Raw genomic sequence first — 15117 nt, 5'->3', positions numbered from 1 at the left:
CCGACAACGCGCGCCCCATTTTCCGGGCGGCCCGCGCGAACCCGGGCCCGGCGGGCTCAGCAGACCCGGGTCAGCTCGTCGACCGCGGTGTCGAGCTCGGTCTGCGCCGTCTCCACGGCCGTCTCGTCGACCTGGGTCCCGTCGGCCGCGGCCTCGGCCTGGGCGACGAGGTCGTCGAGGGCGGCCTCGGCCTCGTCGAGGTGCGTCCCGACCTCGCCCGACAGCCCGTCCGCGGCGGTCGCGACCGCGTCGCGGAGGTTGCGCAGCTCCTGCTCCGCACCGGCCGGGTCGGCACCGAGGTCCTCCACCGCCTGGCGGGCCTGCCCCGTCACGCCGTCGACCGCCTCCTGCGCGACCTGGCAGCCCGCCTCGGCGGCGGTGTCGCGCACGGCGTCCTCGACCTCGGAGCACCCGACGAGGGCGCCGAGGGCGAGCGCGGCGGCGGCGAGGGACAGCAGGGCGCGGGGGGCGGGGGTACGTCGCAGGTCCACCCCACCATCATGCCGGAACGCACACCGGGTGCGGCCCGTCGTGGCGACGGACCGCACCCGGTGCGGGGAGCAGGTGGCTCAGAGGGACGCGAGGGCCTCGTTGAGCGTGGCGCTCGGACGCATGACGGCGTCGGCCTTCGCGCCGTCCGGGCGGTAGTAGCCGCCGATGTCGACCGGCTTGCCCTGCACGGCGACGAGCTCGTCCACGATCTTCTGCTCGTTCTCGCGGAGCGTGCCCGCCAGCGCGGCGAACGCGGCCGCCAGGTCGGCGTCCTCGGTCTGCTGCGCGAGCTCCTCGGCCCAGTAGAGCGCGAGGTAGAAGTGCGAGCCGCGGTTGTCGATGCCGCCCACGCGACGGGTCGGGGACTTGTCCTCGTTGAGGAAGGTGCCCGTGGCCCGGTCGAGGGTGTCGGCGAGGATCTGCGCCCGCGCGTTGCCCGTCGTGGTCGCGAGGTGCTCGAACGACGCCGCGAGCGCGAAGAACTCGCCGAGGCTGTCCCAGCGCAGGTAGTTCTCCTCGACGAGCTGCTGCACGTGCTTCGGCGCGGAGCCGCCCGCACCCGTCTCGAAGAGACCGCCGCCGTTGATGAGCGGGACGACCGAGAGCATCTTGGCGCTCGTGCCGAGCTCGAGGATCGGGAACAGGTCGGTGTTGTAGTCGCGCAGCACGTTGCCCGTCACCGAGATGGTGTCCTCGCCGCGACGCATCCGCTCCAGCGAGTACGCCGTCGCCTCGGCCGGCGCCATGATCTCGATGGTGAGGCCGTCGGTGTCGTGCTCAGGCAGGTACTCCTTCACCTTCGCGATGAGGTTGGCGTCGTGGGCCCGGTCCTCGTCGAGCCAGAACACGGCCGGCGCACCGGTCGCGCGGGCGCGGGTGACGGCCAGCTTCACCCAGTCGCGGATCGGGACGTCCTTGGTCTGCGTCGCGCGCCAGATGTCACCCTCGCGCACCGCGTGCTCGAGAAGGACGGCGCCGGACGAGTCCCGCACCTCGATGGTGCCGTCGGCGGGGGCCTCGAACGTCTTGTCGTGCGAGCCGTACTCCTCGGCCGCCTGCGCCATCAGGCCGACATTGGGCACGCTGCCGATCGTGGCGGGGTCGAGCGCGCCGTTCTTCTTGTTCTCCTCGATCACCGTCGAGTAGACGCCCGCGTAGGACGAGTCGGGGATGACGACCAGCGTGTCGTCCTCCCCGCCGTCGGCGCCCCACAGCTTGCCGCCGTTGCGGATGAGGGCGGGCACGGAGGCGTCGATGATGACGTCCGAGGGGACGTGCAGGTTGGTGATGCCCTTGTCCGAGTTCACGTAGGACAGGCGCGGGCCCTCCGCGAGCGCGGCCTCGAACGCCGCCTGGATCTCGTCACCGTTGGGCAGCGCGGAGAGGCCCGCGAGGATGGAGCCGAGACCGTCGTTGGGGTTGAGGCCCGCGGCGGCGAGGTCGTCGCCGTACTGCGCGAAGACGTCCGCGAAGTACGCCTTCACCACGTGGCCGAAGATGATCGGGTCGGAGACCTTCATCATCGTGGCCTTGAGGTGCACGGAGAACAGCACGTCGTCGGCCTTGGCCGTGGCCAGCGCGTCCGCGAGGAACGCGTGGAGGTCGGACACCGACAGGAAGGTGCTGTCGATGACCTCGCCGGCCTGCACGGCGAGGCCGTCCTTGAGGACCGTCTCGGTGCCGTCGGCGGCGGTGTGCACGATCGTGAGCGTGTCGGCGTCGCCGAGGACGACGGACTTCTCGTTGGTCTTGAAGTCGTCGTGGCCGAGGGTCGCGACCGACGTCTTCGAGTCGGCGGACCACGCCTTGTTGCGGTGCGGGTGGACCTTCGCGTAGTTCTTCACCGACGCGGGCGCACGCCGGTCGGAGTTTCCCTCGCGCAGGACCGGGTTGACCGCCGAGCCCTTGACCTTGTCGTAGGCCGCGCGGGTCGCCTTCTCCTCGTCGGTCTGCCGGTTCTCCGGGTAGTCCGGGATCGCGTAGCCCTGGCTCTGCAGCTCCTTGATCGCGGCCTTCAGCTGCGGGATGGAGGCGGAGATGTTGGGGAGCTTGATGATGTTCGCCTCGGGCTGCTTCGCCAGCTCGCCGAGCTCGGCGAGCGCGTCGTCGATGCGCTGCTCCTCGGTGAGGCGGTCGGGGAAGAGCGCGATGATGCGTCCCGCGAGGGAGATGTCCCGGGTCTCCACGTCCACGCCCGCCGTGGAGGCGTAGGCCTCGATGATCGGGAGGAAGGAGTACGTCGCGAGCAGCGGCGCCTCGTCGGTGTGGGTGTAGATGATCTTGGCCATGGGTGAGGTCGACTCCTGGGCTTCGAGGCGTTCGGGCGGAAATCTCGACGTCAAGATACCTGATCCGCGGTGGCCGTTGACGCCTGGGACAGCCTGGCAGGTCGACCCCCGGGTGTCACGGGGGTCGGCGGGGGTCGGCGGGGGGGTCAGGGCGCGACCAGCACCCAGTCGCCGAACGGTCCGGTGAGGCGCACGGGGCCGACGCCCCGCGCCAGCACCTCCTCGCCGACCTGCGGCGCGCGCGTGCGTCCCGCGGTCGGTCGGCCGCCCTCGGCCGCCTCGGCCTCGCTCACGGTCGCGCCCGCGGTCGTGACCTCGAGCCGCGCCACCTCGACCTCCTCGCCGCCGACGGTGGTCGTCTCCCCCACGGCGAGCACGCGCACGCGCACGTCCGCCGGCCCGGGCGCCGCGCGCCGGACGTAGCCGTCGCCGGTCCGCGGCGTCCCCGTCACCACCAGGCCCGCCGCGGCGCCGTCGACACCCGCCTCCCAGCGGGAGCCGTCGGCGAGGGTGCCCCCGACGAGCCAGACGTTGCGCCGCCGGTCCTGGGCGAACCACTCGGTGCGGGGCGGCGGCAGCGCGTCCTCGCCCCAGGTCGCGGCGACCGCCTCGGTGCGCACGGCGACCGCCTGCACCCCGCCGACCCGCTCCGGCGCCGTCGCGACGGTACGGCGCAGGAGGCGACCGGTCCCGTCGTCGTACGTCGCGGTGGAGCCGCCGACGAGCGGCCACCACGCGTTGTCGACGTCGGCGACGAAGTCCGCCGGGTCGGGGCTGGGCGAGGGGACGACGAGCTCGTCGACGCCCGTCGGCCCGATGGTCTCCGGGCCCGTGCCGCAGCCGGCGAGGAGGGCGACCGCGAGGACGCCCGCCCCCACGGCGGAGGCGGCCCGCGCCCCGTGTCGGTGCGGCCCGCGCCGGTGCGTCATGCGCCCGGCTGCTCGGGGATGTCGGTGGCGAGCGCGAACAGCGTCACGCCGAGGGCGACGAGCACGCCCGCGTCGAGGAAGCGGTTGCGGACGGCGAGCATCCCGGCCTGGCTCTCCGGCAGCACGAGGCGCGCGGCCCCGCCGGCGACGAGCGCGACGGAGAACCACCGGATGCCGGAGCGCCAGTCGTCCTGCACCGCCACCCAGAGAGCGACGGCGCAGACCGCGGCCACCGCGAGGTAGACGTAGCCGCCCACGTGGGCCGGGAGGAGGCGCCGCCGCCCGCTCACGTCAGGCCCGCGACTCGGCGAGCGTGACGACGTTGGCGAGGAGCATGGCCCGCGTCATCGGGCCCACGCCGCCCGGGTTGGGCGAGACCCAGCCCGCGACCTCCCAGACGTCGTCGGCCACGTCGCCCGCGATCTTGCCGTCGACGCGCGAGACGCCGACGTCGAGCACGGCCGCCCCCGGCTTGACCATGTCGGCCGAGATGATGCCGGGCACGCCCGCCGCCGCGACCACGACGTCCGCGTTGCGCACGTGGGCCGCGAGGTCGCGCGTGCCGGTGTGGCAGAGCGTGACGGTCGCGTTCTCGCTGCGTCGGGTCAGCAGCAGCCCCATCGGACGCCCGACGGTGACGCCGCGGCCCACGACGACGACCTCCGCGCCGGCGATCGGGACGTCGTGGCGGCGCAGCAGCTCGACGATGCCGAAGGGCGTGCACGGCAGCGGCGCCTCCTTGCCCAGCACGAGCCACCCCAGGTTGGTCGGGTGGAGCCCGTCGGCGTCCTTGACCGGGTCGATGAGGCCGAGCACGCGGTTCTCGTCGATGCCCTTCGGCAGCGGGAGCTGCACGATGTAGCCCGTGCACGCCGGATCGGCGTTGAGGTCGCGCACGGCGGCCTCGATCTCCTCCTGCGTGGCGGTCGCCGGCAGCTCCACGCGCAGCGAGGCGATCCCGACCTCGGCGCAGTCCTTGTGCTTGCCGTTGACGTACCACCGGCTGCCCGGGTCGTCGCCCACGAGCACGGTGCCGAGCCCGGGCACGACGCCCTGGGCGGCCAGCGCGGCCACGCGGGCCGCCACCTCGCCCTTGATGGCCTTCGCGGTGGCGGAGCCGTCGAGCTTCTGCGCGGTCATGTTCGTCCTCTCGTGACCAGGTCGGTGGGTCGGAAGCGCGGTCAGTGCGCGAAGTGGCGGGTGCCGGTGAAGTACATCGTCACGCCGGCGGCCCTCGCGGCCTCGATGGTGAGCTCGTCGCGCACGGAGCCACCCGGCTGCACGATCGCCGTCACACCCGCGTCCATGAGGATCTGGGGCCCGTCCTCGAACGGGAAGAACGCGTCGGAGGCGGCCACGGAGCCGCGCGCCCGCTCGCCGGCCCGCTCGACGGCGAGCTTGCAGGAGTCGACGCGGTTGACCTGGCCCATGCCGACGCCGACCGAGGCGCCGTCCTTCGCCAGCAGGATCGCGTTGGACTTCACGCCGCGCACGGCCCGCCAGGCGAACGCGAGGTCGGCGAGCACCTCGGCGGAGGCGGCCTCGCCGGTGGCCAGCGTCCAGCCCGACGGGTCGTCGCCCTCGGCGTCGATCGCGTCGCGCTGCTGCACGAGCTCGCCACCCGAGACGGGCCGGTACTCCCACTCCTGGGCGGGCGCGTCCGCGCAGCGCAGGATGCGGATGTTCTTCTTGCGGGCCAGCACCTCGACGGCGCCGTCCTCGTAGTCGGGCGCGACGATGACCTCGGTGAAGACCTCGGCGACCTGCTCGGCCATCGCCACCGAGACCGGGCGGTTGGTCGCGATGACGCCGCCGAAGGCGGAGACGGGGTCGCACTCGTGGGCGCGGCGGTGGGCCTCGGCGACGTCCGCGCCGACGGCGATGCCGCACGGGTTGGCGTGCTTGATGATGGCGACGGCCGGCACGTCGAAGTCGTGGGCGGCGCGGCGCGCGGCATCGGTGTCCACGTAGTTGTTGTAGGACATCTCCTTGCCGTGCAGCTGCTCGGCGTCGGCGAGACCACCCGTGCCGTCGACGTACAGCGCCGCGTGCTGGTGGGGGTTCTCGCCGTAGCGGAGCGGGGTCTTGAGCCGGAGCGTCCCGCCGACGAACGCCGGCCACTCCTGCGGGGCGACCTGCTGCGCGAACCACTCGGCGACCGCGACGTCGTACGCCGCGGTGTGCGCGAACGCCTCGGCGGCCAGGGCGCGACGGGCCTCGAGCGTGAAGCCGCCCGCGGCGACGGCGGCCAGCGCCGCGTCGTACGCCGCGGGAGACGTGAGCACCGCGACCGAGGGGTGGTTCTTGGCGGCGGCGCGCACCATCGACGGCCCGCCGATGTCGATCTGCTCGACGCACTCGTCGGGGGTGGCGCCCGAGGCGACCGTCGCGGTGAACGGGTAGAGGTTGACGACCACCAGGTCGAAGGGCTCGACCCCGAGGTCGGCGAGCTGCGCCACGTGGGACTCGAGGCGGCGGTCGGCGAGGATGCCGGCGTGCACGCGGGGGTGCAGCGTCTTCACGCGGCCGTCGAGGCACTCGGGGAACCCGGTGAGGTCCTCGACCTTGGTGACGGGCAGGCCGAGACCGGCGATGAGGGCGGCCGAACCGCCGGTCGAGACGAGCTCGACGCCGGCGGCGGCGAGGCCGCGGACGAGGTCCTCGAGCCCGGTCTTGTCGTAGACCGAGACGAGGGCGCGACGGACGGGGATCTGGTCGGTGCTCACGGGTGACTCCTCGCGGGGGGTGGTGCGGCGGACTCGAGGCACCCAGGCGGTCGATGCGCTCGTTTCACTCCCTGGTGGTTTCCCACCTGCGCCAGTCGTGTGCCGCTGAGGCTAGTGCACGTGCGCGGTGCGGCCGAACCGCGCCGTGCGCCCCTCGACGACCAGGCCGTCGCGCGCGAGCCGACCGACGGCGTCGACGAGCATGCGGCGCTCGGCCACCTTGATCCGCTCGTGGAGCGCGGCGACGTCGTCGTCCTCGAGCACCGGCACCGGCACCTGCGCGACGATGACGCCGGTGTCGACGCCGGCGTCGACCACGAAGAGCGTCGCGCCGCTGACCTTGACGCCGTGCGCGAGCGCATCGGCGGGCCCGTGCATGCCGGGGAACGCCGGGCTCAGCGCGGGGTGCGTGTTGACGACGCGCTGGTCGAAGGCCGTCAGGAAGGCCGGTCCCACGAGCTTCATGAAGCCGGCGAGCACCACCCAGTCGGGTCGGTGGGCCGCGACGGCGGCCGTGAGGGACGCGTCCCAAGCGGCACGGTCGGGCGCGTCGCCGAGCCTCTCCACGAAGGTCGGTACGCCGGCGCGCTCGGCCCGCTCCAGGCCCTCGATGCCGTCACGGTCGGCGCCCACCGCGACCACGCGCGCGCCGTACGCCGGGTCCTCGTGGGCGTCGAGCAGCGCCTGCAGGTTGGTGCCGGAGCCGGACACGAGCACCACGAGCCGGGCGGGCGCGGTGCCCGGCGAGGGGCTGGCGGCAGGAGCGGCGGGTGGGGAGTCGGGCACGGGCCGGGAGTCTAGGCGGCGAGGGTGCGCCGCTGGTGCCAGGTCGTCAACAGCGCACCGACGACACCACCGGTGGTGAAGGCCAGGAGGGCGCGCATCGCGACGTCCCCGACGAACGGCCCGACGTCCGCCATCAGCCCCGGACCGACGGCACCGCCGGCCAGGGCCGTCACGACCGTCACCGCGAGGGCGGCACCTGCGCCGGCTCCGGCGCCCCGTGCGGCCGCGGTCCCCCACGCCGGCGCGGGACGGCGACGTTGGACCAGCGCCACGACCACCGCGGCCACGACGAACGGCACGACGGCGAGGGCCGAGGCCGCCCACGAGGGCAGCGCGGCGTCCGGCACCGCGGCGACGAGCGGGAAGAGGGGCACCTGACCGAGGAGCACCGCACCCGGCGCGACGACCGTGCCGGTGCCGAGCGCGAAGCCGCCGCCCAGGCCGTAGGACGAGGCGAGCACCAGCGCGTTGGGCACCAGGAGGAGGGCGACGCCCGCGACCAGGACCGTCGCTCCGGGGGTGGTCTGGAACCGGGAGAGCACCGAGGCCGCCTCGGAGAAGCGGAGGCCCAGACCGACGGCCAGCAGCACGCCGGACACGGCGGTCCAGGCCAGGACGATGCCGACGGCGGCGACGAGCCCGTCCCGCACCTCCTGCGGCACCTGCGGCGTCCAGACGGCCGCCCGCCCGGACCCCACCGCGATCCCGGTGCCGCCCACCCCGCCGGCGAGGAGCAGGCAGGCCAGGAGCACGCGGACGAGCGAGACGCCCTCGTCCGGCCCGGGCACCAGCACGGCGGTGAGCACGGCCACGACGACGTACCCGGCCGTGAAGAGCGCCACCGCGGTGGGCACCACGAGGTCGCGCTCGCCGCGGCCGAGGCCGGCGGCGTCGGGACCGTGGCTCGCGATCCGCTCCCCCACCCGTTGGCCCCAGCGCCAGCAGACGGCGGCGCAGACGAGGGTGATCCCGAGCGGCACGAGGCTCACGGGCGTGCCCTCCACCCGGAAGCCGGAGCCGTGGCCGACGAGCCAGCCGAGGGCACCGATCCGCATCGCTCCGACGGGACGGCCGTGGGCGCCGGCGTCGGTGGCGAACCAGCCGACGACGGCGACACCGAGACACACGACGAGCGTCGCGAGGGCCGCGACGGCCCCTCCGGCGGACGCGAGCAGCACGAGACCCCGCTGGCCTCCCGGAGGGGGCGCGGTGGGGCGGAACGAGGGCAGCACGGAGGTCATCGCCGCCCATCCTCGCCGCGGCGCAGGGCCGTTCGCCGCAGCCTCCCGCCGACACGCCGAGCCCCGGCCGGGCGTGACCTGCGCCTCCGTCGGCGAGGCGACCGGCTCCGCGGAGGTCCGCTACCGTGGTCGCCGCCATGGCCGACCCCGATGAGTTCGACGCGTTCTACAAGGACGCGCGCGACCGCCTGCTCGCGCAGACCTACCTGCTGACGGGCGACCTGCCGGCCGCCCGCAGCGCCGTCCGCGAGGCGTTCGTCGTCGGCTGGCACCACTGGGCGAAGGTCAACGCGCGGGGCGAGCCCGAGACCGAGGTGCGTCCGCGGGCCTGGGCGAACGCCTCCCGCAGGGCCACGACCCGCCCGTGGCACCGCGAGAAGGACCTCGACCCCGAGGTCGCCCGCACGCTCGAGGTCCTCGCCGACCTCGACTGGGCGCCGCGCCGCATGCTGGTGGCCTGCGAGGTCGCCCGGCTCCCGTTGGCCGAGGCCTCCCGCGAGGTCGGCGTCACCGTCGAGGACGGTGCCCAGCACCTCGCCGTCGGCCGCGCCGAGCTCGCCGCGCACCTCGGGCTCACCACGCCCGAGGAGGTGGAGGCCGCGCTGTCGGCCGTCACGGCACCGCTCGTCGACGTCCGCTGGCCGCGACCCTCGATCCTGCGCCGCGCCGGGCGGCGACGTCGCCGCGTCCACACCGTCGGTGGCGTCGCCCTGGCGTGCGTCGCCCTCGTGGTCTCGGGGGCGGTCGTGCACGACGCCGACGGCACGGCGACCTCGCTCGCCCGCTCGGTCGACCGCGACGCCCCGGCGGAGGAACCCGCCCTCGGACCCGTGCCCGAGCTCGCCGAGAGCTTCACCACGGCCCAGCTGCTCCCCAGCAGCGAGGTCGAGCTCCTCTCCCCCGACAGCGCCTGGACCAGCACGACGAGCGACAACACGGGCGGCGACGGCCTCGTGCTCCCCTGCCAGCAGGCCCGGTACGCCGACGCCGAGGGCCTCGCCGGGTTCGTGAGCGCCCACCGCGCGACCACCCCCGCGGGCACCTCCTTGCGCGCGTTCCAGGCCAGCGAGCTCTCCCGGGACCCGGAGGCCGCCACCGCCACCCTGCAGACGTGGGCGTCGTGGTTCGGCGGGTGCGACGAGACCCGCGCCCAGCTGCTGGGCACCTACGACGTGACCGGTGTGGGTGACGCCGCCCTGGCGTTCACCGTGCGGGTCGGCGGCCCCCCGCAGTCGGTGGTCACCGCCGCGATCGCGCGCACCGGCGACATCACGACCGTCGTCGTCTCCGACGCCGCGTCGACGGAGTCGGACGCCCGGGAGCCGATCGTCGACCTGCTCGCGAGCGCGGTCGACCGCGTGTGCGAGACCGAGGCCGGCGGCGCCTGCTCGGGCTCGCCCGCCCTCGAGCCGCGCCTCCCCGTGCCGACCGGTGACGCGCCGACCCTGCTCGAGCCCGTCGACCTCCCGCCGGTCCCCGGCATCGACCTGCCGTGGTCGGGCACCCGGGCCGCGACGCCCGAGCAGAACCCGGCCGCGACCGTGTGCGACCGCGCCGGCTTCACCGACGGCTTCACCGACCCGACGACGCGCACCTTCGTCATCCCCGACGCCGGCCTCCCCGCCACCTTCGGCCTGGCCCAGACCAGTGGCCGCCTCAGCGACCAGCAGGTCGCCGACGGCTTCGTCGGGACCATCGCGGACCGCCTGGCCACCTGCGTCGAGCAGGACCTCGTCACGTCGGCGGACGTCATCGGCAGCGGCGAGTACGAGTCCGGCCGGATGATCGTCTGGGACCTCGAGGTGCGGGTCGACGAGGACGACACCGTCCGCGTGCTCATGGGCGTGGCCCGCGCCGGCAACCTCGTGACCCAGGTCGGCTTCGTGCCGGCCGGTGACGCCGACCTCGACGACGACACCTTCGTCGCCCTCGTGCAGCGCGCCCGCGAGCGCCTCCTCATCGCCGACCCGGCGGGCTGACGACGCCGGCGGCGAGAATGTCCGCCGCCGGTGCAACCGGACGAGCACCCCGGGCGTCATCTCCCCGACGGATCGGCCGGGGACATCCCGGCCGGACGATCTCGGGGAGGTGAGATGGACGAGGCCGACTTCGACGCGTTCTACCAGGCGTCGTTCCAACGCGTCGTCAACCAGCTGTCGGCCATGATCGGCGACAGGGACGAGGCGCACGAGTGCGTGCAGGAGGCCTTCGTGCGGGCCTGGGCCCACCGGCGGAAGCTCGCGAAGGTCGAGCACCCGGAGGCCTGGGTGCGCACGGTGGCCCACCGGTTCGCGGTGAGCCGCTGGCGGCGTACGTCGCGGTCCCGCCGCGACCCGGACCGGGCGCTGGGCGCCTCGACGACCACGGGCGGTCCCTCGGAGGACCACGTCGCGGTCGTCGCCGCCCTCCGGCGGCTGCCCGCGGCCCAGCGCGAGGCGCTCGTGCTCCACCACGTCTGCGACCTCCCCGTCGCCCAGGTCGCCCGCGAGACCGGGGCACCCGAGGGCACCGTCAAGGCCCGCCTGTCCCGGGGGCGCTCCGCCCTCGCGACCCTCCTCTCCGACGAGACCCCCGACCTCCGGGAGGGACCCACCCATGCCTGACCAGATCCCCGACCCCGCGGGCGACCCGTTCGACCGGCTCCGCTCGCTCTCCCGCACAGGACCGCCGATGCCCGCACTGCCCGCCGAGGAGGTCCGCCGTCGCGGCGACCGTCGCCGCCGCCGCACGCAGGCGATGGCGGCCGCGGCCACCCTGGTGGTCGTCGGTGTCATCGGCACCGGCGGCGTGGCGCTCGGCGGCATGCTCGCCGACCGCGGCGGCCCCGGACCGGCCGACACCCCCCCGCCGGCCCCGTCGGTCGCGACGGCCGTGCGCACCGACGTCCCCGACGACTTCCCGCTCGAGGCGGGCCTCGAGGTCGTGCCGGGCGGAGCGAGGGAGGACGAGCTCGACGCGACCGCCTTCTACTCCTGTGACGAGCAGGTGGGGCTCGTCGCCGCCGACGGCGTGGTGGAGTCGGCCTCCACCATCGCCATGACCGACGGCGAGCCCTTGGCCTACGCGCGCTCCGTCGCAACGTTCGCCGACGCCGACGCCGCCGCCGCCTTCGTCGACGACGTCCGCACCACCGTCGCGGAGTGCCCCTCGAGTGCCGGTGAGGTCCACGCGGTCTCCTCGATGGACGACATCGTCGCGGGCGAGCCGGAGGCGGCTGCTCCGCTCGACGAGACCCTGCAGGTGCAGTCCTACGCGACCGAGGGCCCGGAGGACAGCGATCCGGCGGGTTGGGGCGCCGGGAGCGTCCGCTTCTACCGGGTCGCCAACGCGGTGCTCGTCAGCAGCAACTGGGACAGCTCGGCCGGCGCGTCGGACCTCGACGGGCTCACGCTGGACGGGTTCGAGCTCGACGTCCCGACCGTGCTCGCCATGCGCTACTACGCCGGGGAGGACCTGCCGTCGTACTCCGGCGCTGACCCGGTCGACCCCGACCAGGGCGAGCCGTCGACGCCGGCCGCCTCGGTGGTCCCCGACCAGCTGCTGACGGTCTTCGACCTGCCGGACCCGCCGGAGCGCAGCGAGGAGTGGGAGGCGATCGGCCCGACGGACGAGCCGACCCTGGCCTGCCAGCCGGAGAGCCTCAGGAACCTGGGTGCGGCTGACGAGGGATACGCGGAGTTCACCGCGCCGATCACGGAGCAGCCGGGAACGACGCCGGACCCGGACGTCCCCGAGCTGCGTGACTCGGCGATCAACTCCGCCGTGCTCGCCTTCGACTCGCGGGAGGAGGCCGACGCCGCCTACGACACCGTCACGTCGTGGATCTCCGCGTGCGACGCGCCCGTCGGCGGCCAGGACATCACGGTCGAGGACCGCGAGCCGACGGTCGTCGTGCCCGACGGGGCCGAGGGGTACTGGTGGGCCACGTCGTACCTGGCCCCCGAGGCCTGCCCCGAGGACGACTGCGACGCCGCGTGGTTCAACCACCAGGGCGCGGCGCTGGTGGGCACCTACGTCGTGCTCGTCTCCTACCGCGACCTGGCCGGCCCCGTCGAGCTCGAGGGGACGGACGACCATATGAACGCCGTCTTCACCGCGGCGGTCGCGAAGGCGGCGTACGGGTTGGAGGGCTGAGCGCCCTCCCCCCACCCCCTCGTGTAACGCGGTGTTCGTGCTACTGGTGCGGTGGTCGACCACTGCTCCAGTAACCCGGACACCGCGTTACACGTCGATGGTGGGGCGGCGAAGGCGGCCAGCGGTGCTGCTGACGGCGGCCCGGCGGCCGCCCTGGTACGACGACGGCGCCGGCCCCGCTGAGCGGGACCGGCGCCGTCGTCGTTCGTGCGTGAGCCGAGGCTCAGAGGCTCTGCAGGATCTCCCGTGCGAGCGCCGCCGTCTCGGACGGCGTCTTGCCGACCTTGACGCCGACGGCCTCGAGGGCGTCCTTCTTCGCCTGCGCCGTGCCGGCCGAGCCGGACACGATCGCGCCGGCGTGACCCATGGTCTTGCCCTCCGGCGCGGTGAAGCCCGCCACGTAGCCGACGACCGGCTTCGTGATGTTCTCCTTGATGTACGCCGCGGCCCGCTCCTCGGCGTCGCCGCCGATCTCGCCGATCATGACGATCACCTTGGTCTCCGGGTCCTCCTCGAAGGCCTGGAGCGCGTCGATGTGCGTCGTGCCGACGATCGGGTCGCCGCCGATGCCGATGGCGGTGGAGAAGCCGAAGTCCTTCAGCTCGAACATCATCTGGTAGGTCAGCGTGCCGGACTTCGACACGAGACCGACCGGGCCCTTGCCCGTGATGGTGTGGGGCGTGATGCCGGCCAGGGACTCGCCCGGCGTGATGATGCCGGGGCAGTTCGGGCCGATCATCCGGGTGGACTTGCCCTGCAGGTAGGACCAGACCTCGGCCGTGTCCTGCACCGGGACGCCCTCGGTGATGACCACGATCAGCGGCATCTCGGCGTCGATGGCCTCGATGGCCGCGTCCTTGGTGAACGCCGGCGGCACGAAGAGGACGGACACGTTGGCGCCCGTCTCCTTGATCGCCTCCGCGACGCTGCCGAAGACCGGCAGCTCCACGTCGTTGCCGTCAGCGTCCTTGTGGGTGACCGTCGTGCCGGCCTTGCGCGCGTTCACGCCGCCCACGATCGAGGCGCCCGAGTCGAGCATGAGGGCCGTGTGCTTCGCACCCATGCCACCCGTGATGCCCTGGACGATGATCTTGGAGTCGGAGTTCAGGTAGATCGACATTGCTTCTCTCGTCTCTTTCTTTCCCCGGCTCAGGCGTTGGCGAGCTCGGCGGCCTTGTCGGCCGCACCGTCCATGGTGTCGACCTGCGTCACGAGCGGGTGGGCCAGCTCGTCCAAGATCGCCCGGCCCTGCTCGACGTTGTTGCCGTCGAGGCGAACGACCAGCGGCTTCGTCGCGGCGTCCCCGAGGAGCTCGAGCGCGCCCTTGATGCCGTTGGCGACCTCGTCGCACGCGGTGATGCCACCGAAGACGTTGACGAACACGCTCTTGACCTGCGGGTCGTTGAGGATGACGTCGAGGCCGTTGGCCATGACCTGGGCGTTGGCGCCGCCGCCGATGTCGAGGAAGTTGGCGGGCTTGACGCCACCGTGCGCCTCACCGGCGTAGGCGACGACGTCGAGCGTGCTCATCACGAGGCCCGCGCCGTTGCCGATGATGCCGACCTGGCCGTCGAGCTTCACGTAGTTGAGACCGAGGTCCTTGGCCTTCGCCTCGAGCGGGTCGGCCTCCTCGCGGATCTCGAAGTCCGCGTGCTCGGGGTGCCGGAACTCCGACGCGTTCTCGTCGAGCGAGACCTTGCCGTCGAGCGCCTCCAGCTTGTCGCCGGCGAGGCGCGCGAGGGGGTTGACCTCGACGAGCGTCGCGTCCTCCTCGACGAAGACCTTGTAGAGCGCCTGGATCATCTCCACGGCCTGCTCGAACACGGCCTCGGGGAACTTGGCGTCGGTCGCGATCTCGCGGGCCTTGGCCTCGTCGACGCCGGTGCCCGGGTCGACGGGGATCTGGCGGACGGCCTCGGGGTTGGTCTTCGCGACCTCCTCGATCTCGACACCACCCTCGACGGACGCGATGCAGAGGTACTGACGGTTCGAGCGGTCCAGCAGGAAGGAGAAGTAGTACTCCTCCTCCGGCGGGGTCGCCGGCGTCACCAGCACGCGGTTGACCGTGAGGCCCTTGATCTCCATGCCGAGGATGTTCGAGGCGTGCTCGAACGCGTCGTCCGCGGTCTTGGCGATCTTGACGCCGCCGGCCTTGCCGCGACCGCCGGCCTTGACCTGCGCCTTGATGACGGTGACGCCACCGATCTCCTCGGCTGCCGCCTTCGCCGCCTCGGCCGTCTCGACGACGGTGCCGAGCGTGGTCGCCACGCCGTGCTTGGCGAAGAGCTGCTTCGCCTGGTACTCCATCAGGTCCACGATCCGACCATTCCTTTGATAGTGAGGGTGAGAGTCCGGATTCCTCGGCGCACGATAGACCCGTGCTCCCCGTTCCAGCACACGGGTCCGCTACCTCGCAGTATGCTTGTGACGGCAGTCACAAGCACCGTGACCGCTCCACGGCAGCGTCGTCGGGGACGGAGATCGGCCAGGTCCCCCACCTGTCCGACCGGGGAGGACTTTC

The 15117-nt window shown here is 73.6% G+C and carries 13 protein-coding genes and 1 riboswitch; of the genes, 3 read left to right on the top strand and 10 right to left on the bottom strand.

Going from position 1 to position 15117, the window contains the following annotated elements; genetic code table 11:
- Window positions 1-56: 56 nt before the first annotated feature.
- The 8 genes from G3T38_RS12100 to G3T38_RS21660 all read right to left on the bottom strand — a co-directional run bounded on the left by G3T38_RS12100 (window position 57) and on the right by G3T38_RS21660 (window position 8462).
- The gene (locus tag G3T38_RS12100) at window positions 57-491 is read right to left on the bottom strand and encodes a hypothetical protein (RefSeq protein WP_163772547.1); all 435 of its coding nucleotides are present in this window, start codon (window positions 489-491) and stop codon (window positions 57-59) included.
- Window positions 492-569: 78 nt separating this feature from the next.
- The gene (locus tag G3T38_RS12095) at window positions 570-2780 is read right to left on the bottom strand and encodes an NADP-dependent isocitrate dehydrogenase (protein ID WP_163772546.1); all 2211 of its coding nucleotides are present in this window, start codon (window positions 2778-2780) and stop codon (window positions 570-572) included.
- Between the two features lie 146 nt (window positions 2781-2926).
- The gene (locus tag G3T38_RS12090) at window positions 2927-3709 is read right to left on the bottom strand and encodes a hypothetical protein (protein WP_163772545.1); all 783 of its coding nucleotides are present in this window, start codon (window positions 3707-3709) and stop codon (window positions 2927-2929) included.
- Window positions 3706-3999: a DUF3017 domain-containing protein gene (locus G3T38_RS21670; protein ID WP_163772544.1), complete on the bottom strand. Its 294-nt coding sequence runs from the start codon at window positions 3997-3999 to the stop codon at window positions 3706-3708. The genes G3T38_RS12090 and G3T38_RS21670 overlap by 4 nt, the downstream gene beginning before the upstream one ends.
- 1 nt (window position 4000) lies before the next feature.
- On the bottom strand, window positions 4001-4849 hold the full coding sequence (locus G3T38_RS12080; RefSeq protein WP_163772543.1) for a bifunctional methylenetetrahydrofolate dehydrogenase/methenyltetrahydrofolate cyclohydrolase: 849 nt from the start codon (window positions 4847-4849) through the stop codon (window positions 4001-4003).
- Window positions 4850-4890: 41 nt separating this feature from the next.
- A complete protein-coding gene (gene purH / locus G3T38_RS12075) occupies window positions 4891-6435 on the bottom strand; it encodes a bifunctional phosphoribosylaminoimidazolecarboxamide formyltransferase/IMP cyclohydrolase (protein ID WP_163772542.1) in 1545 nt (514 codons plus the stop codon).
- Window positions 6436-6468: 33 nt separating this feature from the next.
- A riboswitch (ZMP/ZTP riboswitch) is annotated at window positions 6469-6544 on the bottom strand.
- A gap of 2 nt (window positions 6545-6546) precedes the next feature.
- Window positions 6547-7221: a phosphoribosylglycinamide formyltransferase gene (gene purN / locus G3T38_RS21665; RefSeq protein ID WP_163772541.1), complete on the bottom strand. Its 675-nt coding sequence runs from the start codon at window positions 7219-7221 to the stop codon at window positions 6547-6549.
- Window positions 7222-7232: 11 nt separating this feature from the next.
- Window positions 7233-8462: a cell division protein PerM gene (locus G3T38_RS21660; RefSeq protein WP_163772540.1), complete on the bottom strand. Its 1230-nt coding sequence runs from the start codon at window positions 8460-8462 to the stop codon at window positions 7233-7235.
- A gap of 137 nt (window positions 8463-8599) precedes the next feature.
- Between G3T38_RS21660 and G3T38_RS12060 the strand changes: the two genes are divergently transcribed.
- The 3 genes from G3T38_RS12060 to G3T38_RS12050 all read left to right on the top strand — a co-directional run bounded on the left by G3T38_RS12060 (window position 8600) and on the right by G3T38_RS12050 (window position 12596).
- A complete protein-coding gene (locus tag G3T38_RS12060) occupies window positions 8600-10441 on the top strand; it encodes a SigE family RNA polymerase sigma factor (protein ID WP_163772539.1) in 1842 nt (613 codons plus the stop codon).
- A 114-nt stretch (window positions 10442-10555) separates the two neighbouring features.
- Window positions 10556-11065: an RNA polymerase sigma factor gene (locus G3T38_RS12055; protein WP_163772538.1), complete on the top strand. Its 510-nt coding sequence runs from the start codon at window positions 10556-10558 to the stop codon at window positions 11063-11065.
- Window positions 11058-12596: a hypothetical protein gene (locus G3T38_RS12050; RefSeq protein WP_163772537.1), complete on the top strand. Its 1539-nt coding sequence runs from the start codon at window positions 11058-11060 to the stop codon at window positions 12594-12596. Before G3T38_RS12055 ends, G3T38_RS12050 begins: the two co-directional genes overlap by 8 nt.
- Window positions 12597-12819: 223 nt before the next feature.
- Here the strand turns inward: G3T38_RS12050 and sucD are convergent, their stop codons facing one another.
- Both sucD and sucC read right to left on the bottom strand, forming a co-directional pair.
- Entirely contained in the window at window positions 12820-13716 is an 897-nt protein-coding gene (sucD, locus tag G3T38_RS12045; RefSeq protein WP_163772536.1) for a succinate--CoA ligase subunit alpha, read from the bottom strand.
- Window positions 13717-13745: 29 nt separating this feature from the next.
- Window positions 13746-14912 (bottom strand): ADP-forming succinate--CoA ligase subunit beta, encoded by a 1167-nt coding sequence (gene sucC, locus G3T38_RS12040; RefSeq protein ID WP_163772535.1) that lies wholly within the window; start codon window positions 14910-14912, stop codon window positions 13746-13748.
- Between the last annotated feature and the right edge of the window lie 205 nt (window positions 14913-15117).

It is taken from the genome of Nocardioides zeae (assembly GCF_010686755.1).
GTDB lineage: Bacteria > Actinomycetota > Actinomycetes > Propionibacteriales > Nocardioidaceae > Nocardioides > Nocardioides zeae.
This window is presented reverse-complemented; position numbering and strand designations above follow the sequence as displayed.

What these genes read in the sequence shown, in the direction of transcription:
- G3T38_RS12095 (WP_163772546.1), bottom strand. Translation starts at nt 2,780, where the DNA reads ATGGCCAAGATCATCTACACCCACACCGACGAGGCGCCGCTGCTCGCG.
- G3T38_RS12060 (WP_163772539.1), top strand. Translation starts at nt 8,600, where the DNA reads ATGGCCGACCCCGATGAGTTCGACGCGTTCTACAAGGACGCGCGCGAC.
- G3T38_RS21660 (WP_163772540.1), bottom strand. Translation starts at nt 8,462, where the DNA reads ATGACCTCCGTGCTGCCCTCGTTCCGCCCCACCGCGCCCCCTCCGGGA.
- sucD (WP_163772536.1), bottom strand. Translation starts at nt 13,716, where the DNA reads ATGTCGATCTACCTGAACTCCGACTCCAAGATCATCGTCCAGGGCATC.
- G3T38_RS12050 (WP_163772537.1), top strand. Translation starts at nt 11,058, where the DNA reads ATGCCTGACCAGATCCCCGACCCCGCGGGCGACCCGTTCGACCGGCTC.
- G3T38_RS12080 (WP_163772543.1), bottom strand. Translation starts at nt 4,849, where the DNA reads ATGACCGCGCAGAAGCTCGACGGCTCCGCCACCGCGAAGGCCATCAAG.
- G3T38_RS12090 (WP_163772545.1), bottom strand. Translation starts at nt 3,709, where the DNA reads ATGACGCACCGGCGCGGGCCGCACCGACACGGGGCGCGGGCCGCCTCC.
- G3T38_RS12055 (WP_163772538.1), top strand. Translation starts at nt 10,556, where the DNA reads ATGGACGAGGCCGACTTCGACGCGTTCTACCAGGCGTCGTTCCAACGC.